Raw genomic sequence first — 20,480 nt, 5'->3', positions numbered from 1 at the left:
GGGAGGGAAAGGCTGATGCGCTTGTCAGCCCGCCTGCGCCATCTCCGGCACGCGTGTGACCTCGCGCCACGCATGGGGCGCAGCCAGCAGCGCACGGACCAGCTTGTTGTTGACCGCGTGCCCGGCCTTGTAGCCTTCGTAACGGCCCAGCAGGGGCGCGCCCAGGACATACAGGTCGCCGATCGCGTCCAGCGCCTTGTGGCGCACGAACTCGCGTTCCATCCGCAGGCCGCCGGGGTTCAGGATGTCGTCGCCGTCGATGACCACGGCGTTCTCCAGCGAGCCGCCGCGGGCCAGACCCGCCTGACGCAGGGCCTCGACCTCATGGGCGAAGCCGAAGGTGCGGCAGGCCATGATTTCCTTGCGGAAGGTCGGCTCGTCCACGACGAAATCGATGATCTGGTTGCCGATCACCGCCGAAGGGAAGTCGATCTCGAACCGCATTTCATAGCGGTCGCACGGCAACAGGGCCGCGTGCTTGTCGCCTTCGGTGACGTGAACCGTCTCCAGGATCTCGATATAGCGCTGCGGCTGCGCCTGGGGACGGAAGCCCGCCCGGTCCAGCAACTGCACGAACTCCAGCGCCGACCCGTCCAGGATCGGCAGCTCCGGCCCGTCCACCTCGACCACGGCGTTCGAAACGCCCAGAGCGCAGAAAGCCGCCATCAGGTGTTCGATGGTCGACAGCCGCACGCCGGCGGCGTTCTCGATCATGGTGTTCAGGCGGGCGTCGACAACGGCCTCGCCCGAGACGGGGATGCGGTTGTCGCGGTCGGTCACGTCGGTGCGCACGAAGACGATCCCCGCCCCCGCAGGCGCAGGACGAACCGCCAGCCGCACCCGGCGGCCGGTGTGCACCCCGACGCCGGCGATGATGGCCGGCGCGACGATGGTGCGCTCGTGATGGTCGTTTCTGACCGACAAACTCAAACTCGCTTCAATCTGATTGGGTCCCGCCTCTAAGTGCGGATTACGCCCCTCGAGTGATCTAGCCCTGCCCCCGCAAGTGCGAAATGAAAGTCGGGTTTCGGATTGTTTCGTTATGGGACCGTCGCAATTGAAAACGCCCCGAAGCCAGTGGCTTCGGGGCGCGGCTTTCAGAATTTCAGTCGGTCAGTTTGCGAGACGGCGGAGAAAAGAAGGAATCTCCAGGTCGTCGTCCGCATGGCCCGTCTCGGGCTCGGCCTGGGCCTGCGGCTGGGCCGCCGACCGCATCTGCGAGGTCGGACGGGGGCTGTAGGTCGGCTCGGGCTGCGGCTGGGCGCGCTTGCCGCGACCGAACAGGCTCCAGCCGCTGCGGCGGTGGTCACGGTCGTCATAGTCATCGACGGCCGGCTCGGGCGAACGGGCGGCGTACAGGTCGCCCTGGGGCTCGGGCGCGCGGCTCGACTGCGTGGCCGGCGCGCGGGTGGTTTCGTACTCCTCGACCCACGGATCGACGATCGGGTCCAGGGCGCGCGGGGTCGGTTCCGCGACGCGGATCACCGGCTCGGGCCGGGGCTCCGGCGCGGGAGGGGATTGAAAGCTGGGGACGACGGGGGCGGCCTCAATCCGGGGCTCGGGACGCGGTTCCGGCGCGCGTTCGGCGCGGACCGGCTCCCGGTAGGGTTCGCGGGCGGGCTCGGGCGCACGCGAGGCCTGGGTTCCGTACAGGCCGCCGGCGGAACGGCGCGCGCCGTGATCCGCCAGGGGCGCGGTCTGGGAGGGCGCGGCCGGGGCCGAGGGTTCGGCGCGTTGCACGCCGCTCTCGTCCATGCCGGTGGCGACCACCGAGACGCGAATCTTGCCGTCCAGCGCCGGATCGAAGGCGGCGCCGAAGATGATGTTGGCGTCGCCGTCCACCTCGGCCGAAATGGCGTTGGCGGCCTCGTCGACTTCCAGAAGGGTCATGTCCAGACCGCCGGTGATGTTCACCAGCACGGCCTTGGCGCCCTTCAGCGAGGTCTCGTCCAGCAGCGGGTTGGCGATGGCGTTCTGGGCGGCCAGCAGGGCGCGGTCGTCGCCGGACGCCTCGCCCGTGCCCATCATCGCCTTGCCCATTTCGGACATGACGGCGCGGACGTCGGCGAAGTCGAGGTTGATTAGGCCCGGCAGGATCATCAGGTCTGTGATCGAGCGCACGCCCGAGTGCAGCACCTGGTCGGCCATGCCGAAGGCGTCGGCGAAGGTGGTGCGTTCGTTGGCGACGCGGAACAGGTTCTGGTTCGGAATGACGATCAGGGTGTCGACATAGCGTTGCAGCTCGGCGACGCCCGCGTCGGCCAGGCGCATCCGGTGACGGCCCTCGAAGGTGAAGGGCTTGGTCACGACGCCGACGGTCAGGATGCCGCGATCGCGCGCGCATTTGGCGATGACGGGGGCCGCGCCGGTGCCGGTGCCGCCGCCCATGCCACAGGTGATGAACACCATGTGCGCGCCTTCGAGGTGCTGATGGATCTCGTCTGCGGATTCCTCGGCGGCGTTCATGCCGACTTCGGGGTGAGCGCCGGCGCCCAGGCCCTGGGTGATGGTCTCGCCCAACTGGATGCGGCGATCCGTCTTGGCGAAGCTGAGGTGCTGCGCATCGGTGTTGGCCACGACGAACTCGACCCCTTCGAGGCCGGCGTCGATCATGTTGTTCACGGCGTTGCCGCCGGCGCCGCCGACGCCGAACACGACGATACGGGGCTTCAGTTCAGTGTGTTGCGGCTTGACCAATGAGAGCGACATTTCTTTTCCGACCTTCCGACCCTGACCCCTTCAAACCGATGCGACCGCCCCGCCGAATCACATTGGTTATGAGCGTGTTAAGGATTGCACCCATGAGGGTTAAGAGAAGGTTACGGCGATAATGTGAGTCGGACTCGAGGAAAGCACAAACTGCGAGCTTGGCTGCAGTTTCTTCGAAAAACGACGACCTTCAGGAAAAAGGGCGGCCCGTGAGAGCAGCCCTTTCCTTATTTTAGAAAGACTGGACCTAGAAGCGAGCCGTCAGGCCGACCTGATAATAGCGTCCGGTGAGGTCATAAACGCCCACGCAGTTAGTGCACTTAGTGCACAAGGAGCGGCTCGCTGTCGAGCATTGCACACTTGGAGACGGGCGTGCGATCACGCGCGCCAATGCCGAAGCTGTTTTCCCAAGTTTAAGCCAAGGACAGATCATGAAGATACTGATCGCCAATGGTCAACGGCGCAAAGCTCTCGATGGTCGCTGTATTGCTGCGAAAGCCCAGTTCTGACAGCGACACCACCCGTTTTTATAGGTTGTCGCGCAACCAGCCCGCGACACGCCCTACCACATTGCCCCGATGGATTCTCGGCGCGTCCGCCGCCGTGATCTGCCGCGCCATAAGCTTCCGGGCGGACACGGCTTCGCGCGGGCCGTAGGCGGCGCGCAGCAGGACTCCGGCGGTGGCGCAGAAGGCCGGACCGGAGGCGGCGTCGGCCAAATGTGGCGCGCGCTGAGGCTTGCCCAGGCGGACCGGGCGGTCGAACACCCGCACAGCCAGCTCCCGCACCCCGTTCAGTTGGCTGGCGCCGCCGGTCAGGACCAGGCCCGCGCCGGGCTCAAGGCCCACGCCGGCGTTCTTCAGCCGGTCGCGCAGCAGTTCCAGCGTCTCTTCCACGCGCGGGGCGATGACGGTCTTCAGCATGGCGCGCGGGACGATGACCGGGCCGGCCGAGGCGTCCTCGCCGCGCGGCGGAGCCTCCAGCATTTCGCGGTCCTCGTTGGCGCTGGCCATGGCCGAGCCGTGCAGGGTCTTCAGCCGTTCGGCGCCCGCCTTGGATGTCGACAGGCCGCGCGCGATGTCCGAGGTGACATGGTCGCCGCCGACGTTCAGGCTTTCGATGTGCAACAGGGACCGGCCGCCCCAGACGGCGGCGCTGGTCGAGCCGCCGCCCATGTCGATGCAGACGGCGCCCAGGTCCATCTCGTCCTCTTCCAGCGCGGCCAGGGACGAGACGACGGGCGCGGCGGCCACGCCCTGCAGGTCCAGATGCGCCAGCTCAAGGCAGTGGCTCAGGGTCGTGAAGACATTCTCGGCCATGGACACAACCAGCAGGTCGAGCCCCAGCGAACCGCCGCGCATCGAACGCGGATCATGCACGCCGCGCGCGCCGTCCACCGACCAGGCGATGGGCAGGACGTGGATCGGGCGGCGGTTGGGCAGGCGGATCTGGGCCAGGGCCATGCCGATGGCGCGCGCCAGATCGGCGTCCCCGACCGGATTGGCGCCCAGAGACACCCGGGCCTGGACGCGGTGGCTGGCCATCTGGCCGATGGCGGTGGTGACGACGACGCCGGAGACCGGGCTCTGGGCCGCGCGTTCGGCCCGTTCGACGGCGTGGCCGATGGCCTGGGCGGCCTCGTCCATATTGATGATGGCGCCGCCCTTCACGCCCTTGGACTGGACATGGCTGGCGCCGGCGACGCGGATAGTGCGGTCGGCGTGCCGCACGCCGTCAGGCTTCATGATGAAGCACGAGACCTTGGACTGGCCGATGTCCAGGGCGGCGATCACGGGGGCGCGGCCGGCGCGGGGGTCCATGCCCCGGCCCTGGTCATTCGCCGATCCGCGCTGCTTTCCCGCCATGTCTTACTGGTCCTTTAAGCGTCGGCGGCGGGTCGCACGGCGACCTCGTCCGGCGTTCTGAGATCGACCCGGGCGAAGCCCAGGTCGAGCAGGCGTTCGCGCTGATCCAGCGCGTCGAGACGGATCAGGGCCGCCTCCTGTTCGACGGCGGGCAGCTGGATCAGGCTGCCGTCCTTCAGGCGCAGGTCCCAACGGCGTTCGTCCACCCGCACCAGGGCGTCCACCCGGCTCATCAGGCGCGGGCGCTGGGCCAGCAGGGGCAGGACCTCGCCGGCGGCCAGGTCGGCGCCCTTGCCCACGACGAGGGGCAGTGTCGGATAGCGGCGCGCGTCGGCGCCCTGGATCACCTGGCCCTGGGCGTCGATGACCTTGATCTGGCCGGCGTCCTGCCAGACGGCCAGACGATCGTGTTCCTTGATCTCGACGATCAGGGTGTCGGGCAACAGGCGCACCACGCGCGCCTCGCGCACCCAGCCGACGCCCTGCACGCGTTCGCGGATGGCGTTCAGGTCCAGGCTGGTGATCGGCTGGCCGGAATACAGGCCCAGGGCCTGCTGGATCGCCGGCTCGGCCTCGGCCGAGGCGCCGGTGATATGAACCCGCTTCAGCGTCAGCCCCATGCCCGCCGTCACCCCGTCGATCCCGTGCGAAACCGACTGGCCGATCCGTTCGGCGCGGGCGCCGGTCGCCAGAACCCCGATCACCAGCAGGGCGCTGGCGCCCAGGGCGATCATGACGGTGCGGGGTGAAACATCGATACGGCCGATGGCGGCCATCTTGCCGGGGATGGCGGACGCGGGCTTGGGCGCGCCGCCGCGTGGCCGCCCGCCCTTCTTGGAGGCGACGCCACGCGAGGAACCCGAACTCTGTCGCCGACCGCCGCGAACTACCGCGGGCATGAGGCGTCCTCCACCATCCACCGAACCAGGTCTTCGTAGCTCATTCCGGTATGGGCGGCCTGCTCGGGAGCGAGCGAGGTCGGCGTCATGCCCGGCTGAGTGTTGACCTCCAACAGAACCAGATCGTCCTTAACATCGTCATAACGGAAGTCGCTTCTGGACACGCCTCGGCAACCCATGGCGACGTGCGCCGCCTCCGCCTGACGCAGGGCCGCCTCGAACACGGCGGGCGGCAGGACGGCGGGCAGGACGTGGACCGAACCGCCGGGCGCATACTTGGCCTCGTAGTCGTAGAAGCCCTTGGTCGGGGTGATGTCGGTCACGGTCAGGGCGCGCGGTCCGTCCGCATAGCCGATCACGGCGACGGCCAGCTCCTTGCCGGCGATATAGGGTTCGACCATCACCTGTTCGCCATAGGCCCAGCCGGGCTCGCCCACCTCGGCGACCGGCCGATTGGCGCCCTCGCTAACCAGATAGACGCCGACGGACGAGCCTTCGGCGTTCGGCTTGACCACATAGGGGGGCTCGATCACGTGGCGCGACGCCACCTCATGCCGGTCGTACAAGCCGCCGCCGGGCACCTTGACGCCCGCCGCCTTCAGCACGGCCTTGGACCTGTTCTTGTCCATGGCCAGGGCCGACGCGAGCACGCCGGAATGAGTATAGGGGATCCGCAGGGTCTCGAGCACGCCCTGGACGCAGCCGTCCTCGCCCCAGGCGCCGTGCAGGCAGTTCAGCACCACGTCCGGCTTGATCAGACCCGACAGCACATTGGCCAGGTCGCGCCCCGCATCCACGCGGCTGACGCGCACGCCCTGCCGCTCCAGCGCCTGAGCGCACTGTTCGCCGGAGGTCAGCGACACCTCCCGCTCGGCGGAAAGACCGCCCATCAGGACGGCGACATGAAGGTCTTTGATTGCGCGGGTCATCGGCGGCTCCAGAGCTGTCTGGATGCCGCGCAGGTTCTTAACAGCGCGTCAACCAAACGGGCTCGGACATCATTGCGAAGCCTCGGCTGGGGATGTTTCCACCACGACGACCGGCGTCGCTTCGACCGTGACCGAAGGCGCAGGCGACGCTGGGGCGGGAGTCACGTCCAGGGCGTAGAGATAGGCGCCCTGGCACTGTTCCCGGTCGCCATAGGACCATTCGGCCGCCCTATGGCGCACTCCGGCCGTGGCGGCGGGCGCCGACGGCGCCAGCAGGTCGTCCGGCACGCGCATGTCCGGCGCCAGCCGCTCGCCCGACAGGTCAAAGGCGCCGGCGTAGACCGCCTCACCGTCCCTGACGTCGAAGCCGGTGGCGCCGAGGCAGAAGTGGGTGATGTACTGTCCGACATTCAGGGCGCTGAGCCGCCAGCGGCCGGGCGGCACGGAGAAGGTCTGGGTCACGGCGCGCGTGCGGTCGCCGCGCACCGCGCCACGGGTCGGCAAGGCGACGGCGAACAGCGCCGGCCGGCCGTCGGCCTCCCAGCCATAGACGTCGGGTCGCGGCCCCGCGCGGGTGAAGAACAGGGTGCGTCCGCCCTGCTCCGCCATTCCGGTCAACCGAACGGTCACAAGGGCGCTCCCCTCGGTCAGGGCGACATCCTCGGGCTTCAGGGCGCGCGGGGGGCGGGCGCTGCGCGGCGCCTCGGGGCCCTTCCGCGCGGCAGCGGGCTCGGTCGTGTCCGGCGCCAGGGACTGGAGGCTGAGGGACGGCTTGTCGAGGTCGCCCGAACGACCGATCACCACCGTCGTGCCGCGTGCGGCGTCATTGTCGTAGACCCGAACCACCTCGCCTGCGGGCTGATCGGCGCCGACGCGGGTCGCCAGTGCGGCGCGCAGGGCCGGCTGCTCCAAGTCCGCCAGGGTCTTGCCGTCTGCCTCTTCCAGCCGCACGACGCGCCAGCCGTTGACGACCATGCAGTTTTCCAGATTGGCGGCGACGCCCCGCCGTTCCTGCATGCCGTTGACGGCGCCCTGGATGACGCCGACGACTAGGGCGCCCAACAGGCCCCCAGCCGCCGCAGCGCCCGCCGCTCCGTTGTCGTCAGGCTGGCGCATCCGCCGCGCCTCGACCACACAGGCGCGGACGGCGGCGTCGTGCTGGTCGATGTCCGCGCCCGCGCGGTTGAAATAGGCGTAACCGGCGCTGGATCGCGTGATGTCGACACGGGGCCCTTCGCTGCCGACGGCCGCGCCGACGGGCGCGCGCGTGACGAGTTGAGCCTGAGCCGGACCGGCCACGGCGGCCAAGACGCCCACGGCGGCGATTAAGCGTTTCATCTGCGGTTCTCCCCCGAGTCCCGTTCCGCTAACGCTAAGTCGCCCCGTCAATCAATCTCAGATTTACGACAGAGGCCGGCCGATCCGCTTGATCTCCCAGTCCAGCTGAACGCCGGTCTTCGCAAGAACGTCGGCGCGCACCGCCTCGCCCAGGCCTTCGATGTCGGCGGCGGTGGCCTCGCCGGGGTTGATCATGAAGTTGGAGTGGAGGTCGCTGAACATGGCCCCTCCCCCGGTCTCGGCGTGCAGCTTGCCGCGCCAGCCGGCCTCGTCGACCAGTTTCCACGACGAATGGCCGGGCGGATTCTTGAAGGTCGAACCGCCCGTCTTTTCGCGGATCGGCTGGGTGGTTTCGCGGCGGCTTGTGATTTCGTCGATCCGGGCCTGGACGGCCGCAGGTTCGTCCGGCGTTCCGCGATAGACGGCCTCGACCCAGATGATGTCGGCCGGCGCTTCGGAATGGCGATAGGTATAGCCGAAGTCGGCCAGGGCGTAATCGACCCGCTCGCCCTTGCGGTTCAGCCCCCAGGCCGAGACCAGCACATCCTTGGTCTCCGCGCCGTAGCAACCCGCGTTCATGGTCAGCGCCCCGCCGACCGTACCCGGAATCCCGGCATAGAATTCCAGCCCGGCGATCCCCGCCTTGGCCGAGGCCTTGGCCACCATGGAGTCCAGCACCCCGGTGCCGGCCGTGATGGCGTCGCCGTCCGTCGTCACCTGCGCCCAGGGCCGTCCGGCCAGGCGGATGACCACCCCCTCGACCCCGCCGTCGCGGACAATGACGTTCGAGCCGACGCCCAGCACAGTCACGGGTACGGCTTCATCCAACGCCTTCAGGAAGTCAGCCAGGTCCTCGGCGTCCGCCGGAATGAACAGCGCCTCGGCCGTCCCGCCCACCCGGAACCAGGTGAAAGGCGCCAAGGGTTCGTCCCGCAGCAGCTTGCCGCGCACGGTGGGAAGTTTGTCACGCCAAGTCATTATTCACTTCGCTCCGCGTAACGATTTGCCGAAACCCAGAATCCGCCGTTCTCAGACTCGACAAGCTCGAAAAAATCCTCGTCCAAGTAGCTGCTCAGAGGATTTGCCGCGTATTCCTTCCCAGCACTTTCCGCATTGTCGTAAAAATCCTCCAGGAATTCGAACCGTTGGTCCCTGTCTCGAGGATAGATCTCACCAAACCCGCTCATTACATGACGAATGAATTTGGATGCCTCAGGCATTCCAATGGCGAGAAACCCGTCAGCGGCCTCGGGCGCAAGAACGCCTGTGCTGTTGTCGAAGAACTGGCCAAAGCCGCCGTTCAGCACCTCGCTTTGCAACCAGTGCGATGCGAACAGATTCCGGACAGTAAGAGGCGCCGTCTGGAATTCTCGAAGAAATTGCTCGGGGCCATCGTAGATGCTGATCTTCTCCCAGTAGGGTTCGATCAAAAGCCAATAGGCTGGCGGCGTTTTGGACTTCACCCCAACGCCTCCAGCTGCGCCGGCAGGCCATAGGCCCAGCTGGTGATGTCGCCGGCGCCCAGCAGCACGACCACATCGCCCGGCCGGGCCTCTTCCTTGATCAGGCGCGGCAGGACGGCGGCGTTCTCCAGCGCCTGGACATGGCGGTGGCCATAGCGGCGGATGCCGTCGGTCAGGGCGTGCTTGTCCACCCCTTCGATCGGCGGCTCCCCGGCCGGATAGACGTCGGCGACGATCACGCTGTCTGCGTCGGAAAAGGCGGTCGAGAACTCGTTCATCAAGTCGCGCAGCCGGGTGTAGCGGTGCGGCTGGACCACGGCGATGACCCGCCCCTCGGTCACCTGGCGCGCGGCCTTCAGCACGGCGACGATCTCGACCGGATGGTGGCCATAGTCGTCGACGATTCGCACGCCGTTGACGACGCCGGTGGTGGTGAAGCGGCGCTTGACCCCGCCGAAGCCGGCCAGACCCTCGCGGATCGCCTCGTCGGACACGTCCAGCTCGCGCGCCACGGCGATGGCGGCCAGGGCGTTGGAGACATTGTGCCAGCCGGCCATCGGCAGGTGCAGGTTCTCGATCCGGTAGGTCTCGCCGTTCTGGATCACGACGTCGAAGCGGGCGCCGTCCGGCCCCATCTGGCAGTTGTCGGCCCGCACCATGGCCTGGGGATTGATCCCGTAAGTCACAAGCCGCCGGTTATCGATGGAGGCGACCAGTTTCTGCACCTCGGGGTGGTCCAGGCAGACGGCGGCGAAACCATAGAAGGGGATGTTCTCGACGAAATCGACGAAGGCCTTCCGCACCGCGTCGAAGTCGCCGTAATGGTCCAGATGTTCGGGGTCGATATTGGTCACAATGGCGACCGTCGATTTCAGTCGCAGGAAGCTGCCGTCGCTCTCGTCCGCCTCGACCACGATCCAGTCGCCGTCGCCGACCTTGGCGTTGGTGCCATAGGCGTTGATGATGCCGCCGTTGACCACCGTCGGGTCCAGACCGGCCGCATCCAGCAGGGCCGCGACCATCGAGGTCGTCGTGGTCTTGCCGTGGGTGCCCCCGACCGCGATCGAGAATTGCAGACGCATCAGTTCGGCCAGCATCTCGGCCCGGCGCACCAGGGGGATGCGGCGCTCGCGGGCGGCCTTCATCTCCGGATTGTCGGCCTTGACCGCCGTCGAATAGACCACCGCCGACACGCCCTCGCTGACGTGAGCGGCGTCGTGACCGATGAAGATCCGCGCGCCCAGCTTCTCCAGCCGTTCGGTGTTGGCGCTGGCCTTGGCGTCCGAGCCCTGAACCGAATAGCCGATCTTCAGCATGATCTCGGCGATGCCGCTCATGCCTATGCCGCCGACGCCGACGAAATGGACGGGACCGAGGTCGAACGGGACGGGGCGAAGGCGAGCGATCATCCAATGCGCTTAGCAAGGGATCGGGCGGAATGCACGGGGGTGTCTGCGTCCAATTCCGACGTCGGGACGTGATAGGCGTCGCGCGGGAGAACGGGCATGACGGCGAACGCGGTTCGGTCGATTTCAGACTATTCAGACTATTCAGACCCTGTTTTTCGGGCACAGGGTCTGAAACGGCCGCCGCTCGGCCGCCTACGACTTTAGTCGATTGGCCTTGCGGAAGCTTGTCGTGCAAACAGGCGTTGAGTGACCGCCAGGCGGTCAGGCAGGAGTATTTTCGTGGGCAAACTCAGCACCCCTATCATCTTCGGCGTCATCGCCATTCTGGGGGCCGTCTCCCTCGGCGTCATCGCCCTGCACCAAGGGGAGAGCATCAGCGCGGTCTGGATGGTGGTGGCGGCGGTCTGCACCTACGCCATCGCCTATCGCTTCTACAGCCGCTTCCTGGCCAACAAGGTCATGCAGCTGCAGCCCTCGCGCCCGACACCCGCCGTCCGTCGCGACGACGGCCTCGACTATGTGCCGACGCCCAGGAACGTCCTGTTCGGCCACCACTTCGCCGCCATCGCCGGCGCGGGGCCGCTGGTCGGACCGGTGCTGGCCGCCCAGATGGGCTATCTGCCCGGCGTGCTGTGGATCCTGGTCGGCGCGGTGCTGGCCGGCGCGGTGCAGGACATGATGGTCCTGTTCATGTCCACCCGGCGCGACGGCAAGTCGCTGGGCGACATGATCCGCACCGAAATGGGCAATATCCCCGGCATCATCGCCCAGGTCGGCGTCCTGATGATCATGGTCATCATCCTGGCCGTCCTGGCCCTGGTCGTGGTCAAGGCCCTGGCCGAAAGCCCGTGGGGAACCTTCACCGTCGCCGCCACCATCCCGATCGCCATCTTCATGGGCCTGTACACCCGCTATCTGCGGCCCGGCCGCGTTGGCGAGGTCTCGATCATCGGCGTCGTCCTGCTGATCCTCGCCATCATCGGCGGCGGCCATGTGGCGGCCGACCCGTTCTGGGGCCCGGCCTTCACCCTGACGGGCCCGACCCTGGCCATACTGATGATGGTCTACGGCTTCATCGCCTCGGTCATTCCGGTCTGGCTGCTGCTGGCGCCGCGCGACTATCTGTCGACCTTCCTGAAGATCGGGGCCATCGTCGCCCTGGCCATCGGCATACTGATCGTCCGTCCGCATCTGCAGATGCCCGCCGTCACCCCCTTCATCGACGGCACCGGCCCGGTCTTCGCCGGCGCCCTGTTCCCCTTCCTGTTCATCACCATCGCCTGTGGCGCGGTGTCAGGCTTCCACGCCCTGATCTCCTCGGGCACCACGCCCAAGCTGCTGGAGAACGAGAGCCAGATTCCGCTGATCGGCTATGGCGCCATGCTGTGCGAAAGTTTCGTCGCCGTCATGGCCCTGATCGCCGCCACAGTCCTGGACCCGGCCGTCTATTTCGCCATGAACAGCCCGGTCGCCATCATCGGCAATGACGCGGTCTCGGCCGCCGCCGCCGTGGCCCAGTGGGGCTTCCACATCACCCCCGGCGAGCTGGAGCAACTGGCCCGCGACGTGGGCGAGCACTCGATCCTGTCGCGCGCGGGCGGCGCCCCGACCCTGGCCGTGGGCATGGCGCACATCCTGTCGGGCGTGATCGGCGGCAAGGCCATGATGGCCTTCTGGTATCATTTCGCCATCCTGTTCGAGGCCCTGTTCATCCTGACGACGGTCGACGCCGGCACCCGCGTCTGCCGCTTCATGATCCAGGATCTGCTGGGCGTGGCCGTGCCGAAGATGCGCGAGACCAAGTCCTGGGGCGCCAATGTCGTCGCCACCGCCCTGACGGTCGGCCTGTGGGGCTATTTCCTCTACACCGGCGTGGTCGATCCCCTGGGCGGCATCAACAGCCTGTGGCCCCTGTTCGGCATCGCCAACCAGATGCTGGCCGCCATCGCCCTGATCCTGGGCACGGTCGTCCTGTTCAAGATGAAGCGCGAGAAGTTCGCCTGGGTCATGGTCGTCCCGGCGACCTGGCTGCTGATCTGCACCCTGACGGCGGGCCTGCAGAAGCTGTTTCATCCCGAGGTCCGCATCGGCTTCCTGGCCCACGCCCGCAAGTACCAGGAGGCTCTGGGCGCCGGCGAACTGATCGCCCCGGCCAAGACCGTGGGCGACATGCACCGCATCATCGTCAACGACTACGTCAACTCGACGCTGACGGCGGCCTTCCTGTTCGTGGTCGTGACCATGGTGGTCTACGGCGTCCTGGCCTGCCTAAAGGCCTATCGCAGCAACCGGCCGACCGTGCGCGAATATCCCGAGGCGCACGAGCTGACGGCGTCCGACGACGCGGCGGATATCGCCCGTGCCTAAGTCCGGGCTCCAGTCCGGGCCGGCTCCCGCCGCCACGCCGGACGACCTGCTCTGCCTGTGCCGCGACACCGCCTTGCGGTGGGGTCGCGGCGTCAAGCGGACGGCGGGGGCCATGATCGGCCAGCCCGACTACGACGCCTATGTCCGCCACGCGGCCACGACCCATCCCGACCAGCCCCCGCTGGACAAGATCGCCTTCTTCCGCCTGCACGAACAGCGTCGCTTCGGCGGCTCGGGCGCCTTCAAATGCTGCTGATCTAAAGGCCGGCGGGCTGGTCGGCCGACCGGACCCGGTCCGCTCCCTGCGCCTGGAGCGCGGCGATGGCCGCCTCCAGCGTCGGGTCCTCGCCCGCGCGGCGCTGGCTCACGGTGCGGGGCGCCGCGATGTCCGGGGTGACGCCGCGTTTCTCCAGCCGCACCCCGCCCGCCGTGACGAAGTTCGCCCGGCTCAGCGTCAGCTTGCCCCCGTCCGGCAGGTCCGTCTCCTGGGCGATCAGGACCGAGCCGATGGTCTTCTCGCCCACCACTATGCCCCGCCCGGCCTCCTGCAGGGCGGCGGGCGTCAGTTCGGCCGCGCTGCGGCTGCCCCGGTCCACAAGGACCGCGACCGGATTGGCCACCGGCGCGCTGCGGTCGCCGCAGTCGCCTGAGGCCCGCAGGATCACGGGCCGCCCGTTCCGCCCGGTCCGGGTCGCCCAGACCTGGTCGCGGGGCAGGAAACAGGTCAACACCGACTCGGCCTCCCACAGCCGGCCGCCGGGATTGGCTCTCAGGTCCAGGATCACGTCCACATCCGACGGCAGACCGTCCAGCTCGCCGCCCAGCCAGCGCCCCAGCCCCGCATCGAACTGCTCCACCGTCAGCACCAGAACCCCCGGCCGGGACTTGTCGGCCGTGAACGGCTGCGGCCCGTCCATCAGCTGCGGGGTCAGGATGGTGTCGCGGCGCGCCCCGGTCTCGTCCGTCAGGACCAGATGGACCGGCGTCCCCTCCTGCACCTCCACGTCCGGTCCCCACGGCCGACCATCGACGCTGTCCAGGGTCCAGCCCAGCTGCACCCCCGCCGCCTGGGCCGGAGAGCCGTCGCGCACCCGCTCCACCGTCCACAGATCGGGATCCTCGCCCCGCATCAGGGTCATGCCCATGACGGCCCGGCGCGCATACTGGGCGTCCTGGCGGCGCACGGCGGCCGGCGGGCTGGCGCCGGCATGGCCGTCGTCCAGCAGGTCCAGCATCGTATTGACGACCCGGTACAGCGCCCGGTCGTCGGCCGCCGCCAGGGCCTGGGGCCGGAACCGGTCGCGCGCCGCGCCCCAGTCCACTCCATGCAGATCAGGATCGTAATAGCCGCGCCGCACCTCGCTCCAGACCGTGTCGAACACCCGCTGGTTCATCCGCGCCCGCTCGCGGCTGGGCGCGGCCACGACCGCCGCCGCCGGGGTCTCGGCGTAGGCCAGGGCCGCCGGCCCGCCGCAAAGCGGCAAGCTGAGCAACAAGAGGCTGAAAAGCCGGGCGGAACCTTTGACGGACATGCCGGCCATGTGACGCAAGACCGGTCCCGTCCTCAAGTCACGAATATGCGTTATTCGGGGATACGCGCCCCGTCCCAGCCGAACACCCCGCCGCTGTCGGCCGGCGTCAGCGCCGCCATGACCGCCAGCAGCCGCTCGGCGGAATAGTCGGGCGTGAACAGCCGCCCCTCCGCCACCCCCTTCTGGAACGGCGCGCTCAGGCCCGTATCCACCGTGCCGGGATGCAGGCCCGCGATCACGGCCAGCGGATGACTGCGCGCCATCTCGATCGCCAGATTGCGCAGGATCATGTTCAGCGCCGCCTTGGACGCCCGATAGCTGTGCCATCCGCCCAACCGGTTGTCGCCGATCGACCCCACCCGCGCCGACAGGGCCGCGAACACCGCCCGCCGGTCGCGCGGCGTCAGCGGCAGCAGGTGTTTCGCCGCCAGCGCCGGCCCCACGGCGTTGACGCGATAGTCCCTCAGCATGTGATCCGCCTCAAGCTGCCGCAGGCTCCGCTCGGGCTGGAACCCGTCATGCAGCACGCCCGTCGCCAGCACGATCAGCGTCGGCGCCGCGCACTGGCCGATTCGCCGCGCCGTCTCCGCCAGACTGGCCTCGTCCTCCAGGTCGGCCGCCAGGGCCTGTGCGCCCGCGACCTCTTTCCCGGTTCGCGAAATCGCCCAGACGGTCTGGTGCTTGCCCTCCACGATCAGGCGATCGACCAGGGCCCGGCCGAGGCCGCCCGTCGCCCCGATCACCACCGCCGATCCGTTCATCCCGTCTCCCCTCGCGTTTCGTCCCATGATAGGGGCGCGGCATGAACATCACCACGGTCGGTCTCGATGCCGACGACACCCTCTGGCACAACGAGACGATCTTCCGCCTGACCCATGCGCGGTTCGTCGATCTGCTGGACGATCACGGCGACGCCGCGACCATCGAGGCGCGCCTGGCCGAGACCGAACAGCGCAACCTGCGCCTCTACGGCTATGGCGTTAAGGGCTTCACCCTGTCGATGATCGAGACGGCGATGGAGCTGTGCGACGGCGGCGCCCCGCCCGAAGTCGTGCGCGAGATCCTGGCCGCCGGCCGCGAGATGCTGGCCCATCCGGTCGAGACCCTGCCCGGCGTGGACGAGGTCGTCACCGAACTGTCCGAACACTACCGCCTGGTCCTGATCACCAAGGGCGACCTGCTGGACCAGGAGCGCAAACTGGCGGCGTCGGGCCTGGGCGACCGGTTCGCGGCGGTCGAGATCGTCTCGGAAAAGGACCGCGCCACCTACGACCGCGTCTTCGCCCGCCACGGCACCGGCGCGGCCGAGGCCGTCATGGCCGGCAATTCGATGAAGTCCGACGTCCTGCCCGCCATCGCCGCCGGCGCCTTCGGCGTCCACATCCCCTACCACGTCACCTGGGCCCACGAACTGGCCGACGCCCCGGTGAACGAGCCGCGCTATGTCTCGCTCGCCCGGATCGACGAACTGCCGGACTGGATCGCGGCGATAGAGGCGTGACGCCTCAGGCGTAGCCCAAGAGAGCGCGCAAGCCCGGAGCGTGAAATTCGATCAGCTTCTTCTGCGCCTCTGAGATCTCGTCGGGCAGGACGACCGCGCTGGACACATTCAGGTTCTGGCGCGCCGTTCGGCTCTGTCGTTTGTCTGCGCCGACCCTGACCCGCTCGCGCCAATCGGCGGGCACGGCCTCGAGGCCGCAATCCGCCAGCAAACGTAGGAAGAAGACCTCCGAAGCCTTGCTGTTCAGATCTTCCACAGCAGCGACGATGTCTTCGTACCGGTAGAGGACCGCCCGTGTGCCCATCCAGGCGACGACATTATGGGTGTACATGTCTTCCAGCGTCGGCGTCCGCTCGTGAATGCCGAAGATCATCATATTGATCAGTTCGTCGGCCGGTATGGCGCCGCTCTTCAGATGCGCCAGATTGACCTGCTGAAATTCGTCGGACAGATAAAAGCGCGCCCGCGCCAGCACCCAACTGTGCGGATCGCGCGCCAGGACGATATGTCTCGCGGCGCCCAGGGCGTGGACGCCGGAATCGCTGAACAGCAGATGGCCGCAACTCATCATCGGCCGAGCCGGATCGAACAGATGACGATGCTGGGCCAGGTTGGGAATCTGCACGAACTCGCGCCCATAGTGCTGCCCCACCGGCACGAACATCCGCAGGATGTTGCGAATAAGGTGAGTGCCGCCCTTGGGAATGCTGTTCAGGAAGAGGGGCGTCGACAGTGGCGCGGGATCAAAGCGCGCCACATCCTCGTCCAGCGTATCCTTCATGCCCAGGATGACCGCCATATTTCACACTCTCCGCAAGACAAAAGAGGCGGCAGGTTGGAGAACCCGCCGCCCCGTCAAGACCATATAGCCCGTTTGTCGATCAGAACGACTTGCTGATGCGGACAAAGCCGCGGCGGCCGTACATGCCTTCGGTATATTGCGAGGTGAAGGCCGAGGTGCCGACGGTGCTGAATTCGCCTAGGTTCAGGGTAGTCAGTTGCGGCGGCAGTTCGTCGAACAGATTGGCTACACCTGCCAGGATCGACCAGCTTTCGGCATCATAACGAACAGAGAAGCTGTGGAAGGCCGTGAAGGGCGCATCAAGCTTCAGATAGACTTCCTGTCCGCCGACCGTGGCGGTGTCGCTGCCATAAGAGGCGTAGTTGCCTTGGTGCCCAATCATCTGGACGGCCCAAACGCCGGTCCAGGGGCCTCGTTCGTACTGCAGGTTCAGATTGCCCACGAACTGCGGATTACCGACTTCGCCGAGGGTGTCGACGATATTGTCGGCGAACAGGGCTTCTCGCGATTCCAACTGCCAGGTCGCCTGGCCGTCGATCGAGAACCGGTCGCCCCAAGGCAGGTCGTGGGCGTAACGCGCTGTGAAATCGATGCCCCGGTTGGTCTGTTCGGCGATGTTGATGAACTTGCCGGAGATGGTGTCGATCCGGTGCGTTCCCTCGTTACGGACGAACTGGCTGCAGACCGGGTCGGTCGGGAAATTGTCCGAGAGGTAGCAGGCCGAGACGGTTCTCGAGCCCAGGCTGGTGACCTGGTCCTCGATCTCGATCTCGAAATAATCGACCGCAGCGCTGAAGTTGATGAACTTCGGCGTCCAGACCAAACCTATAACATGGGCCGTGGACGTTTCCGGCTCAAGTTGTCCCAATCCGCCGCCCTCGAACAGCGTCGCCGAACTGCCGGCCCCGTTGTGGGTCCCGGGCACGCCGCCGCCCGGTCCGTTCGGATTTGCGCAGTTGTCGGCCAGGCGTTGGCTGATGGTGCCGTCAGTCAGGTTCTGCTGCCAGTTGATGCAGGGATCCACCGTGCGCTGGCTGGCGAAGCTGCTCTGGTCGGCCAGATACAGTTCGAACAGAGCCGGGGCTCGGAACGACGTGCCCGTGGTGGCGCGCATGCGAACGTCCGGCAAGAACTCCCAGTTCACGCCGACCTTGTAGGTCGATGCGCTGCCCGACGTCTTGGTGTTGGTCACCCGGCCGGACAGGCTCAGGTCCAGGCCATAGGCGAACGGCATATCCTTCAGAACCGGGATCGACAGTTCGGTGAAGATTTCGGCCGTGCGCTCGGAGCCCTGGGTGATGCCGGCGCTGGACGAACCCCAGGCGTTGGCGCTGCGCGTGATTTCGCCCGGGACGTCGTTGATTTCGTCGTGACGAACATGGAAGCCGAGGGCCGCCCCGATCGGGCCGGCTGGCAGGTCGAACAGCTCGCCACCCATGAAGCCTTCAATATAGGCCTGTTCATAGACAGTGTTGCCCTTGTCCACGTCGAACAGGAAGGCGCGCTGTTCATCAGTCAGATTACCGGCCAGGAAGTCCGGATCGGCCCAGTTGATGTCGATGCAGGTCCGACCGCTGACCGCCATAATCTCGCCGGCGCAGGAATCGGTGCGGTAGCTCTGGCTGTCGACGGCGTCCTTCAGGATGACGTCGGCGGTATAGTCGCCGTCCGAACGGCTGTATTGGAAGAAGACGTCCCACTTCCAGTCGTTCAGGAAGCTGCCCGGATCGACGAAGTCGCCCCGGACGCCACCGACGACGCGGGCGTAATCGACCTGCTGGCTGGCCGAGTTGTGGTTCGTGATCGGCGTGGGGCTGAGCAGATAGTCGCCGCCCCAGCTTTCATAGCCGTACCCAGCGCCGTAAGACCAGTCGCCGGCGTAGGCGTAGTTCCAGAACTGGCGGTAGCCCTTGGTCGAGGATTTGCGGCGGTTCAGTAGGACTTCGGCATAGGCCTCGGCGTGCTCGGTCAGCTGGTATTTGCCCTCGGCGAAGACCGTGTAACGCTCAACCTCGGGGATCAGGGTCTGTTCGTCGTCAAACGGGTGGTTGCCGTTCATGACCGCCGTGCTGGGGCCGTCATAGCCGACCAGATAGAAGCCTGGAGGCGGGACCGGCACCTGACCGGCCAGGCTGCCCGGCACGGTCGGGATGTAGTTGCCCAGGTCGCCGTCATAATCATACTGGAAACGGCCCGGCAACGAGGCGAAGGTGTTGTCATAGGCCCAGACATGGCCCCACAACAGGTCTAGGCACGCGGGCTTGCCGGTACGCGGATCGATCCGGTCCGCACGATTGCCTTGAGCGTCAAAGACATACTGTGCGGCGCAACTGGTGTAGTCGCGATCACCCTGCAGTTGCTCGAACTGCTTGTAGTAGTCGCCAGATATGCTGAAGCTGCCGCGTTCGAACGTCTTGCCGAAGGTGCCGGAGAAGTTCATCTGCTCGCCACCGCCTTCGAAGGGCGCGGTATAATAGGCGGTCAACTCGCCGCCGTCCTGCTCGACGCCGGTAATCAGATTCACCACACCGGCTACGGCGTCAGACCCGTAGATCGACGAGGCGCCGTCCTTCAGGATATCGACACGCGACAGGGCCGATTGCGGCAGGACGTTCAGGTCGAACGCCGAAACGCCGCCACGTGTGCCGGCCGGACCGGCGCGACGACCGTTCAGCAGAACCAAGGTGCGGTTGGCGCCTAGGCCACGCAGCGAAACCGTCGCCGCGCCCGGTCCTCCGTCGGTAACGAAAGAGCTGGAGATCGTCGAGGTGACTTGGGGCGAGCCGGCGGCCAGGGTCGATTGCTGCAGCAATTGCGCCGTGTCGCTGAGACCACGCGCTTGGGCGTTCTGCGCGGTCAGCACCTGCACGGGCGAAGCGCTCGTGTATTCGTTCCTCGGGATGCGCGAACCAGTGACTACAATTTCCTCTACTTCGGACGTGGCCTCAGTCTCCGCAGCCGTAGGCTGAGTTTCCTGTGCCATTGCCGGCGCGGCGGCCATCAGAGTAGCGAACGCGCCGCCAACCAAGGCAGAAGCATTCAAAAGTCCCACCCGACGAGTCATGGAATTCCCCAGTTCAGCTCTAAATGAACTGCCTACTAAATGTGAATTTCGAACCGCAGGCCACCTCAATGACGCAAAGTCGACACCTTGTCGCAACGATGTGGCAAACTCGCATCACTTTTTTGACCTGATTTGAGAGCCCGAAAGCTCTTGCCCCCCCGCCCCTCCCTCTCTAAACGGGCCGCTTAACCGACAACCCGACGCGAGCTCCGCATGGCGACGCCCTGCGGCGGCTACGCGCGCGCAAACTACGAAGGAAGACGTCGCCCCTTGGACGCCTCGGACATCAGTCATGACGAACGCGACGCCATGGTGCGCGCGGCGCTGGCCGAACAGGGCGACAGCGGCGTGACTCCGCGCCACACGCTGTTCTTCTTCCTCGGCGACGAAGACGCCCATGGCGACCTGTGCGAGGTGGCGCGGCGCGCCGGCTTCATCGCGCGCGGCGACGGCGACATGACGATTCTCGAGACCACCATGGCCGTGGACGCGGAGAGTTTCGCTCCCGTCTCGTCCATGATGCAGACCTGGGCCGCGGCCTTCCAGCTGGAGTACGACGGCTGGGAATGCGCGGTCGTGACCCATTAGCGTTCAATAAGAAG

The 20,480-nt window shown here is 67.0% G+C and carries 17 protein-coding genes; 4 read left to right on the top strand and 13 right to left on the bottom strand.

Annotation, left to right across the window (positions count from 1 at the left end):
- Positions 1-24 precede the first annotated feature (24 nt).
- The 9 genes from lpxC to murC form a co-directional block, all read right to left on the bottom strand.
- Entirely contained in the window at positions 25-924 is a 900-nt protein-coding gene (gene lpxC, locus GYM46_RS11745; protein ID WP_008258678.1) for a UDP-3-O-acyl-N-acetylglucosamine deacetylase, read from the bottom strand.
- Positions 925-1,113: 189 nt separating this feature from the next.
- Positions 1,114-2,709: a cell division protein FtsZ gene (gene ftsZ, locus GYM46_RS11740; protein WP_008261244.1), complete on the bottom strand. Its 1,596-nt coding sequence runs from the start codon at positions 2,707-2,709 to the stop codon at positions 1,114-1,116.
- Positions 2,710-3,236: 527 nt separating this feature from the next.
- On the bottom strand, positions 3,237-4,529 hold the full coding sequence (gene ftsA / locus GYM46_RS11735; RefSeq protein ID WP_008263640.1) for a cell division protein FtsA: 1,293 nt from the start codon (positions 4,527-4,529) through the stop codon (positions 3,237-3,239).
- A gap of 59 nt (positions 4,530-4,588) precedes the next feature.
- Entirely contained in the window at positions 4,589-5,473 is an 885-nt protein-coding gene (locus GYM46_RS11730; protein ID WP_040349724.1) for a cell division protein FtsQ/DivIB, read from the bottom strand.
- A complete protein-coding gene (locus tag GYM46_RS11725; RefSeq protein WP_008260748.1) occupies positions 5,461-6,402 on the bottom strand; it encodes a D-alanine--D-alanine ligase in 942 nt (313 codons plus the stop codon). The genes GYM46_RS11730 and GYM46_RS11725 overlap by 13 nt, the downstream gene beginning before the upstream one ends.
- A 69-nt stretch (positions 6,403-6,471) precedes the next feature.
- A complete protein-coding gene (locus tag GYM46_RS11720; protein ID WP_008259308.1) occupies positions 6,472-7,740 on the bottom strand; it encodes a hypothetical protein in 1,269 nt (422 codons plus the stop codon).
- Between the two features lie 63 nt (positions 7,741-7,803).
- Positions 7,804-8,718 (bottom strand): UDP-N-acetylmuramate dehydrogenase, encoded by a 915-nt coding sequence (gene murB / locus GYM46_RS11715; RefSeq protein WP_008260935.1) that lies wholly within the window; start codon positions 8,716-8,718, stop codon positions 7,804-7,806.
- On the bottom strand, positions 8,718-9,203 hold the full coding sequence (locus tag GYM46_RS11710; RefSeq protein WP_050771667.1) for a DMP19 family protein: 486 nt from the start codon (positions 9,201-9,203) through the stop codon (positions 8,718-8,720). The genes murB and GYM46_RS11710 overlap by 1 nt, the downstream gene beginning before the upstream one ends.
- Positions 9,200-10,612: a UDP-N-acetylmuramate--L-alanine ligase gene (gene murC / locus GYM46_RS11705; RefSeq protein WP_008262028.1), complete on the bottom strand. Its 1,413-nt coding sequence runs from the start codon at positions 10,610-10,612 to the stop codon at positions 9,200-9,202. The genes GYM46_RS11710 and murC overlap by 4 nt, the downstream gene beginning before the upstream one ends.
- Positions 10,613-10,891: 279 nt before the next feature.
- Here murC and GYM46_RS11700 point away from each other — a divergent pair, with 279 nt between their 5' ends.
- Together GYM46_RS11700 and GYM46_RS11695 are read left to right on the top strand one after the other, a co-directional pair.
- Entirely contained in the window at positions 10,892-12,979 is a 2,088-nt protein-coding gene (locus GYM46_RS11700; protein ID WP_008259890.1) for a carbon starvation CstA family protein, read from the top strand.
- Positions 12,972-13,235, top strand: coding sequence for a YbdD/YjiX family protein (locus GYM46_RS11695; protein WP_369733635.1), 264 nt, complete (start codon positions 12,972-12,974; stop codon positions 13,233-13,235). Before GYM46_RS11700 ends, GYM46_RS11695 begins: the two co-directional genes overlap by 8 nt.
- A gap of 1 nt (position 13,236) precedes the next feature.
- Here GYM46_RS11695 and GYM46_RS11690 read toward each other — a convergent pair whose 3' ends face one another.
- Together GYM46_RS11690 and GYM46_RS11685 are read right to left on the bottom strand one after the other, a co-directional pair.
- Positions 13,237-14,520: a S41 family peptidase gene (locus GYM46_RS11690; RefSeq protein ID WP_008262583.1), complete on the bottom strand. Its 1,284-nt coding sequence runs from the start codon at positions 14,518-14,520 to the stop codon at positions 13,237-13,239.
- A 41-nt stretch (positions 14,521-14,561) separates the two neighbouring features.
- Entirely contained in the window at positions 14,562-15,272 is a 711-nt protein-coding gene (locus GYM46_RS11685; RefSeq protein ID WP_008264106.1) for an SDR family NAD(P)-dependent oxidoreductase, read from the bottom strand.
- A 41-nt stretch (positions 15,273-15,313) separates the two neighbouring features.
- On the opposite strand from GYM46_RS11685, the gene GYM46_RS11680 reads away from it, so the two are divergent.
- A complete protein-coding gene (locus tag GYM46_RS11680; protein WP_008262965.1) occupies positions 15,314-16,012 on the top strand; it encodes an HAD family hydrolase in 699 nt (232 codons plus the stop codon).
- A gap of 4 nt (positions 16,013-16,016) precedes the next feature.
- Here the strand turns inward: GYM46_RS11680 and GYM46_RS11675 are convergent, their stop codons facing one another.
- Both GYM46_RS11675 and GYM46_RS11670 read right to left on the bottom strand, forming a co-directional pair.
- Complete coding sequence (locus tag GYM46_RS11675; RefSeq protein ID WP_008259146.1) at positions 16,017-16,811, bottom strand: hypothetical protein; 795 nt, start codon at positions 16,809-16,811, stop codon at positions 16,017-16,019.
- An 82-nt stretch (positions 16,812-16,893) separates the two neighbouring features.
- A complete protein-coding gene (locus GYM46_RS11670; RefSeq protein ID WP_156796457.1) occupies positions 16,894-19,878 on the bottom strand; it encodes a TonB-dependent receptor plug domain-containing protein in 2,985 nt (994 codons plus the stop codon).
- Positions 19,879-20,091: 213 nt separating this feature from the next.
- On the opposite strand from GYM46_RS11670, the gene GYM46_RS11665 reads away from it, so the two are divergent.
- Complete coding sequence (locus GYM46_RS11665; RefSeq protein ID WP_230307711.1) at positions 20,092-20,466, top strand: ribonuclease E inhibitor RraB; 375 nt, start codon at positions 20,092-20,094, stop codon at positions 20,464-20,466.
- The last annotated feature ends 14 nt before the right edge of the window (positions 20,467-20,480 follow it).

The sequence above is a fragment of the Brevundimonas mediterranea genome (assembly GCF_011064825.1).
GTDB lineage: Bacteria > Pseudomonadota > Alphaproteobacteria > Caulobacterales > Caulobacteraceae > Brevundimonas > Brevundimonas mediterranea_A.
This window is presented reverse-complemented; position numbering and strand designations above follow the sequence as displayed.

Excerpts from the sequence above, each read along its gene's own strand:
- ftsZ (WP_008261244.1), bottom strand. The coding sequence starts at position 2,709 with ATGTCGCTCTCATTGGTCAAGCCGCAACACACTGAACTGAAGCCCCGT.
- ftsA (WP_008263640.1), bottom strand. The coding sequence starts at position 4,529 with ATGGACCCCCGCGCCGGCCGCGCCCCCGTGATCGCCGCCCTGGACATC.
- GYM46_RS11730 (WP_040349724.1), bottom strand. The coding sequence starts at position 5,473 with ATGCCCGCGGTAGTTCGCGGCGGTCGGCGACAGAGTTCGGGTTCCTCG.
- GYM46_RS11725 (WP_008260748.1), bottom strand. The coding sequence starts at position 6,402 with ATGACCCGCGCAATCAAAGACCTTCATGTCGCCGTCCTGATGGGCGGT.
- GYM46_RS11720 (WP_008259308.1), bottom strand. The coding sequence starts at position 7,740 with ATGAAACGCTTAATCGCCGCCGTGGGCGTCTTGGCCGCCGTGGCCGGT.
- murB (WP_008260935.1), bottom strand. The coding sequence starts at position 8,718 with ATGACTTGGCGTGACAAACTTCCCACCGTGCGCGGCAAGCTGCTGCGG.
- murC (WP_008262028.1), bottom strand. The coding sequence starts at position 10,612 with ATGATCGCTCGCCTTCGCCCCGTCCCGTTCGACCTCGGTCCCGTCCAT.
- GYM46_RS11690 (WP_008262583.1), bottom strand. The coding sequence starts at position 14,520 with ATGGCCGGCATGTCCGTCAAAGGTTCCGCCCGGCTTTTCAGCCTCTTG.
- GYM46_RS11685 (WP_008264106.1), bottom strand. The coding sequence starts at position 15,272 with ATGAACGGATCGGCGGTGGTGATCGGGGCGACGGGCGGCCTCGGCCGG.
- GYM46_RS11680 (WP_008262965.1), top strand. The coding sequence starts at position 15,314 with ATGAACATCACCACGGTCGGTCTCGATGCCGACGACACCCTCTGGCAC.
- GYM46_RS11675 (WP_008259146.1), bottom strand. The coding sequence starts at position 16,811 with ATGGCGGTCATCCTGGGCATGAAGGATACGCTGGACGAGGATGTGGCG.
- GYM46_RS11670 (WP_156796457.1), bottom strand. The coding sequence starts at position 19,878 with ATGACTCGTCGGGTGGGACTTTTGAATGCTTCTGCCTTGGTTGGCGGC.
- GYM46_RS11665 (WP_230307711.1), top strand. The coding sequence starts at position 20,092 with ATGGCGACGCCCTGCGGCGGCTACGCGCGCGCAAACTACGAAGGAAGA.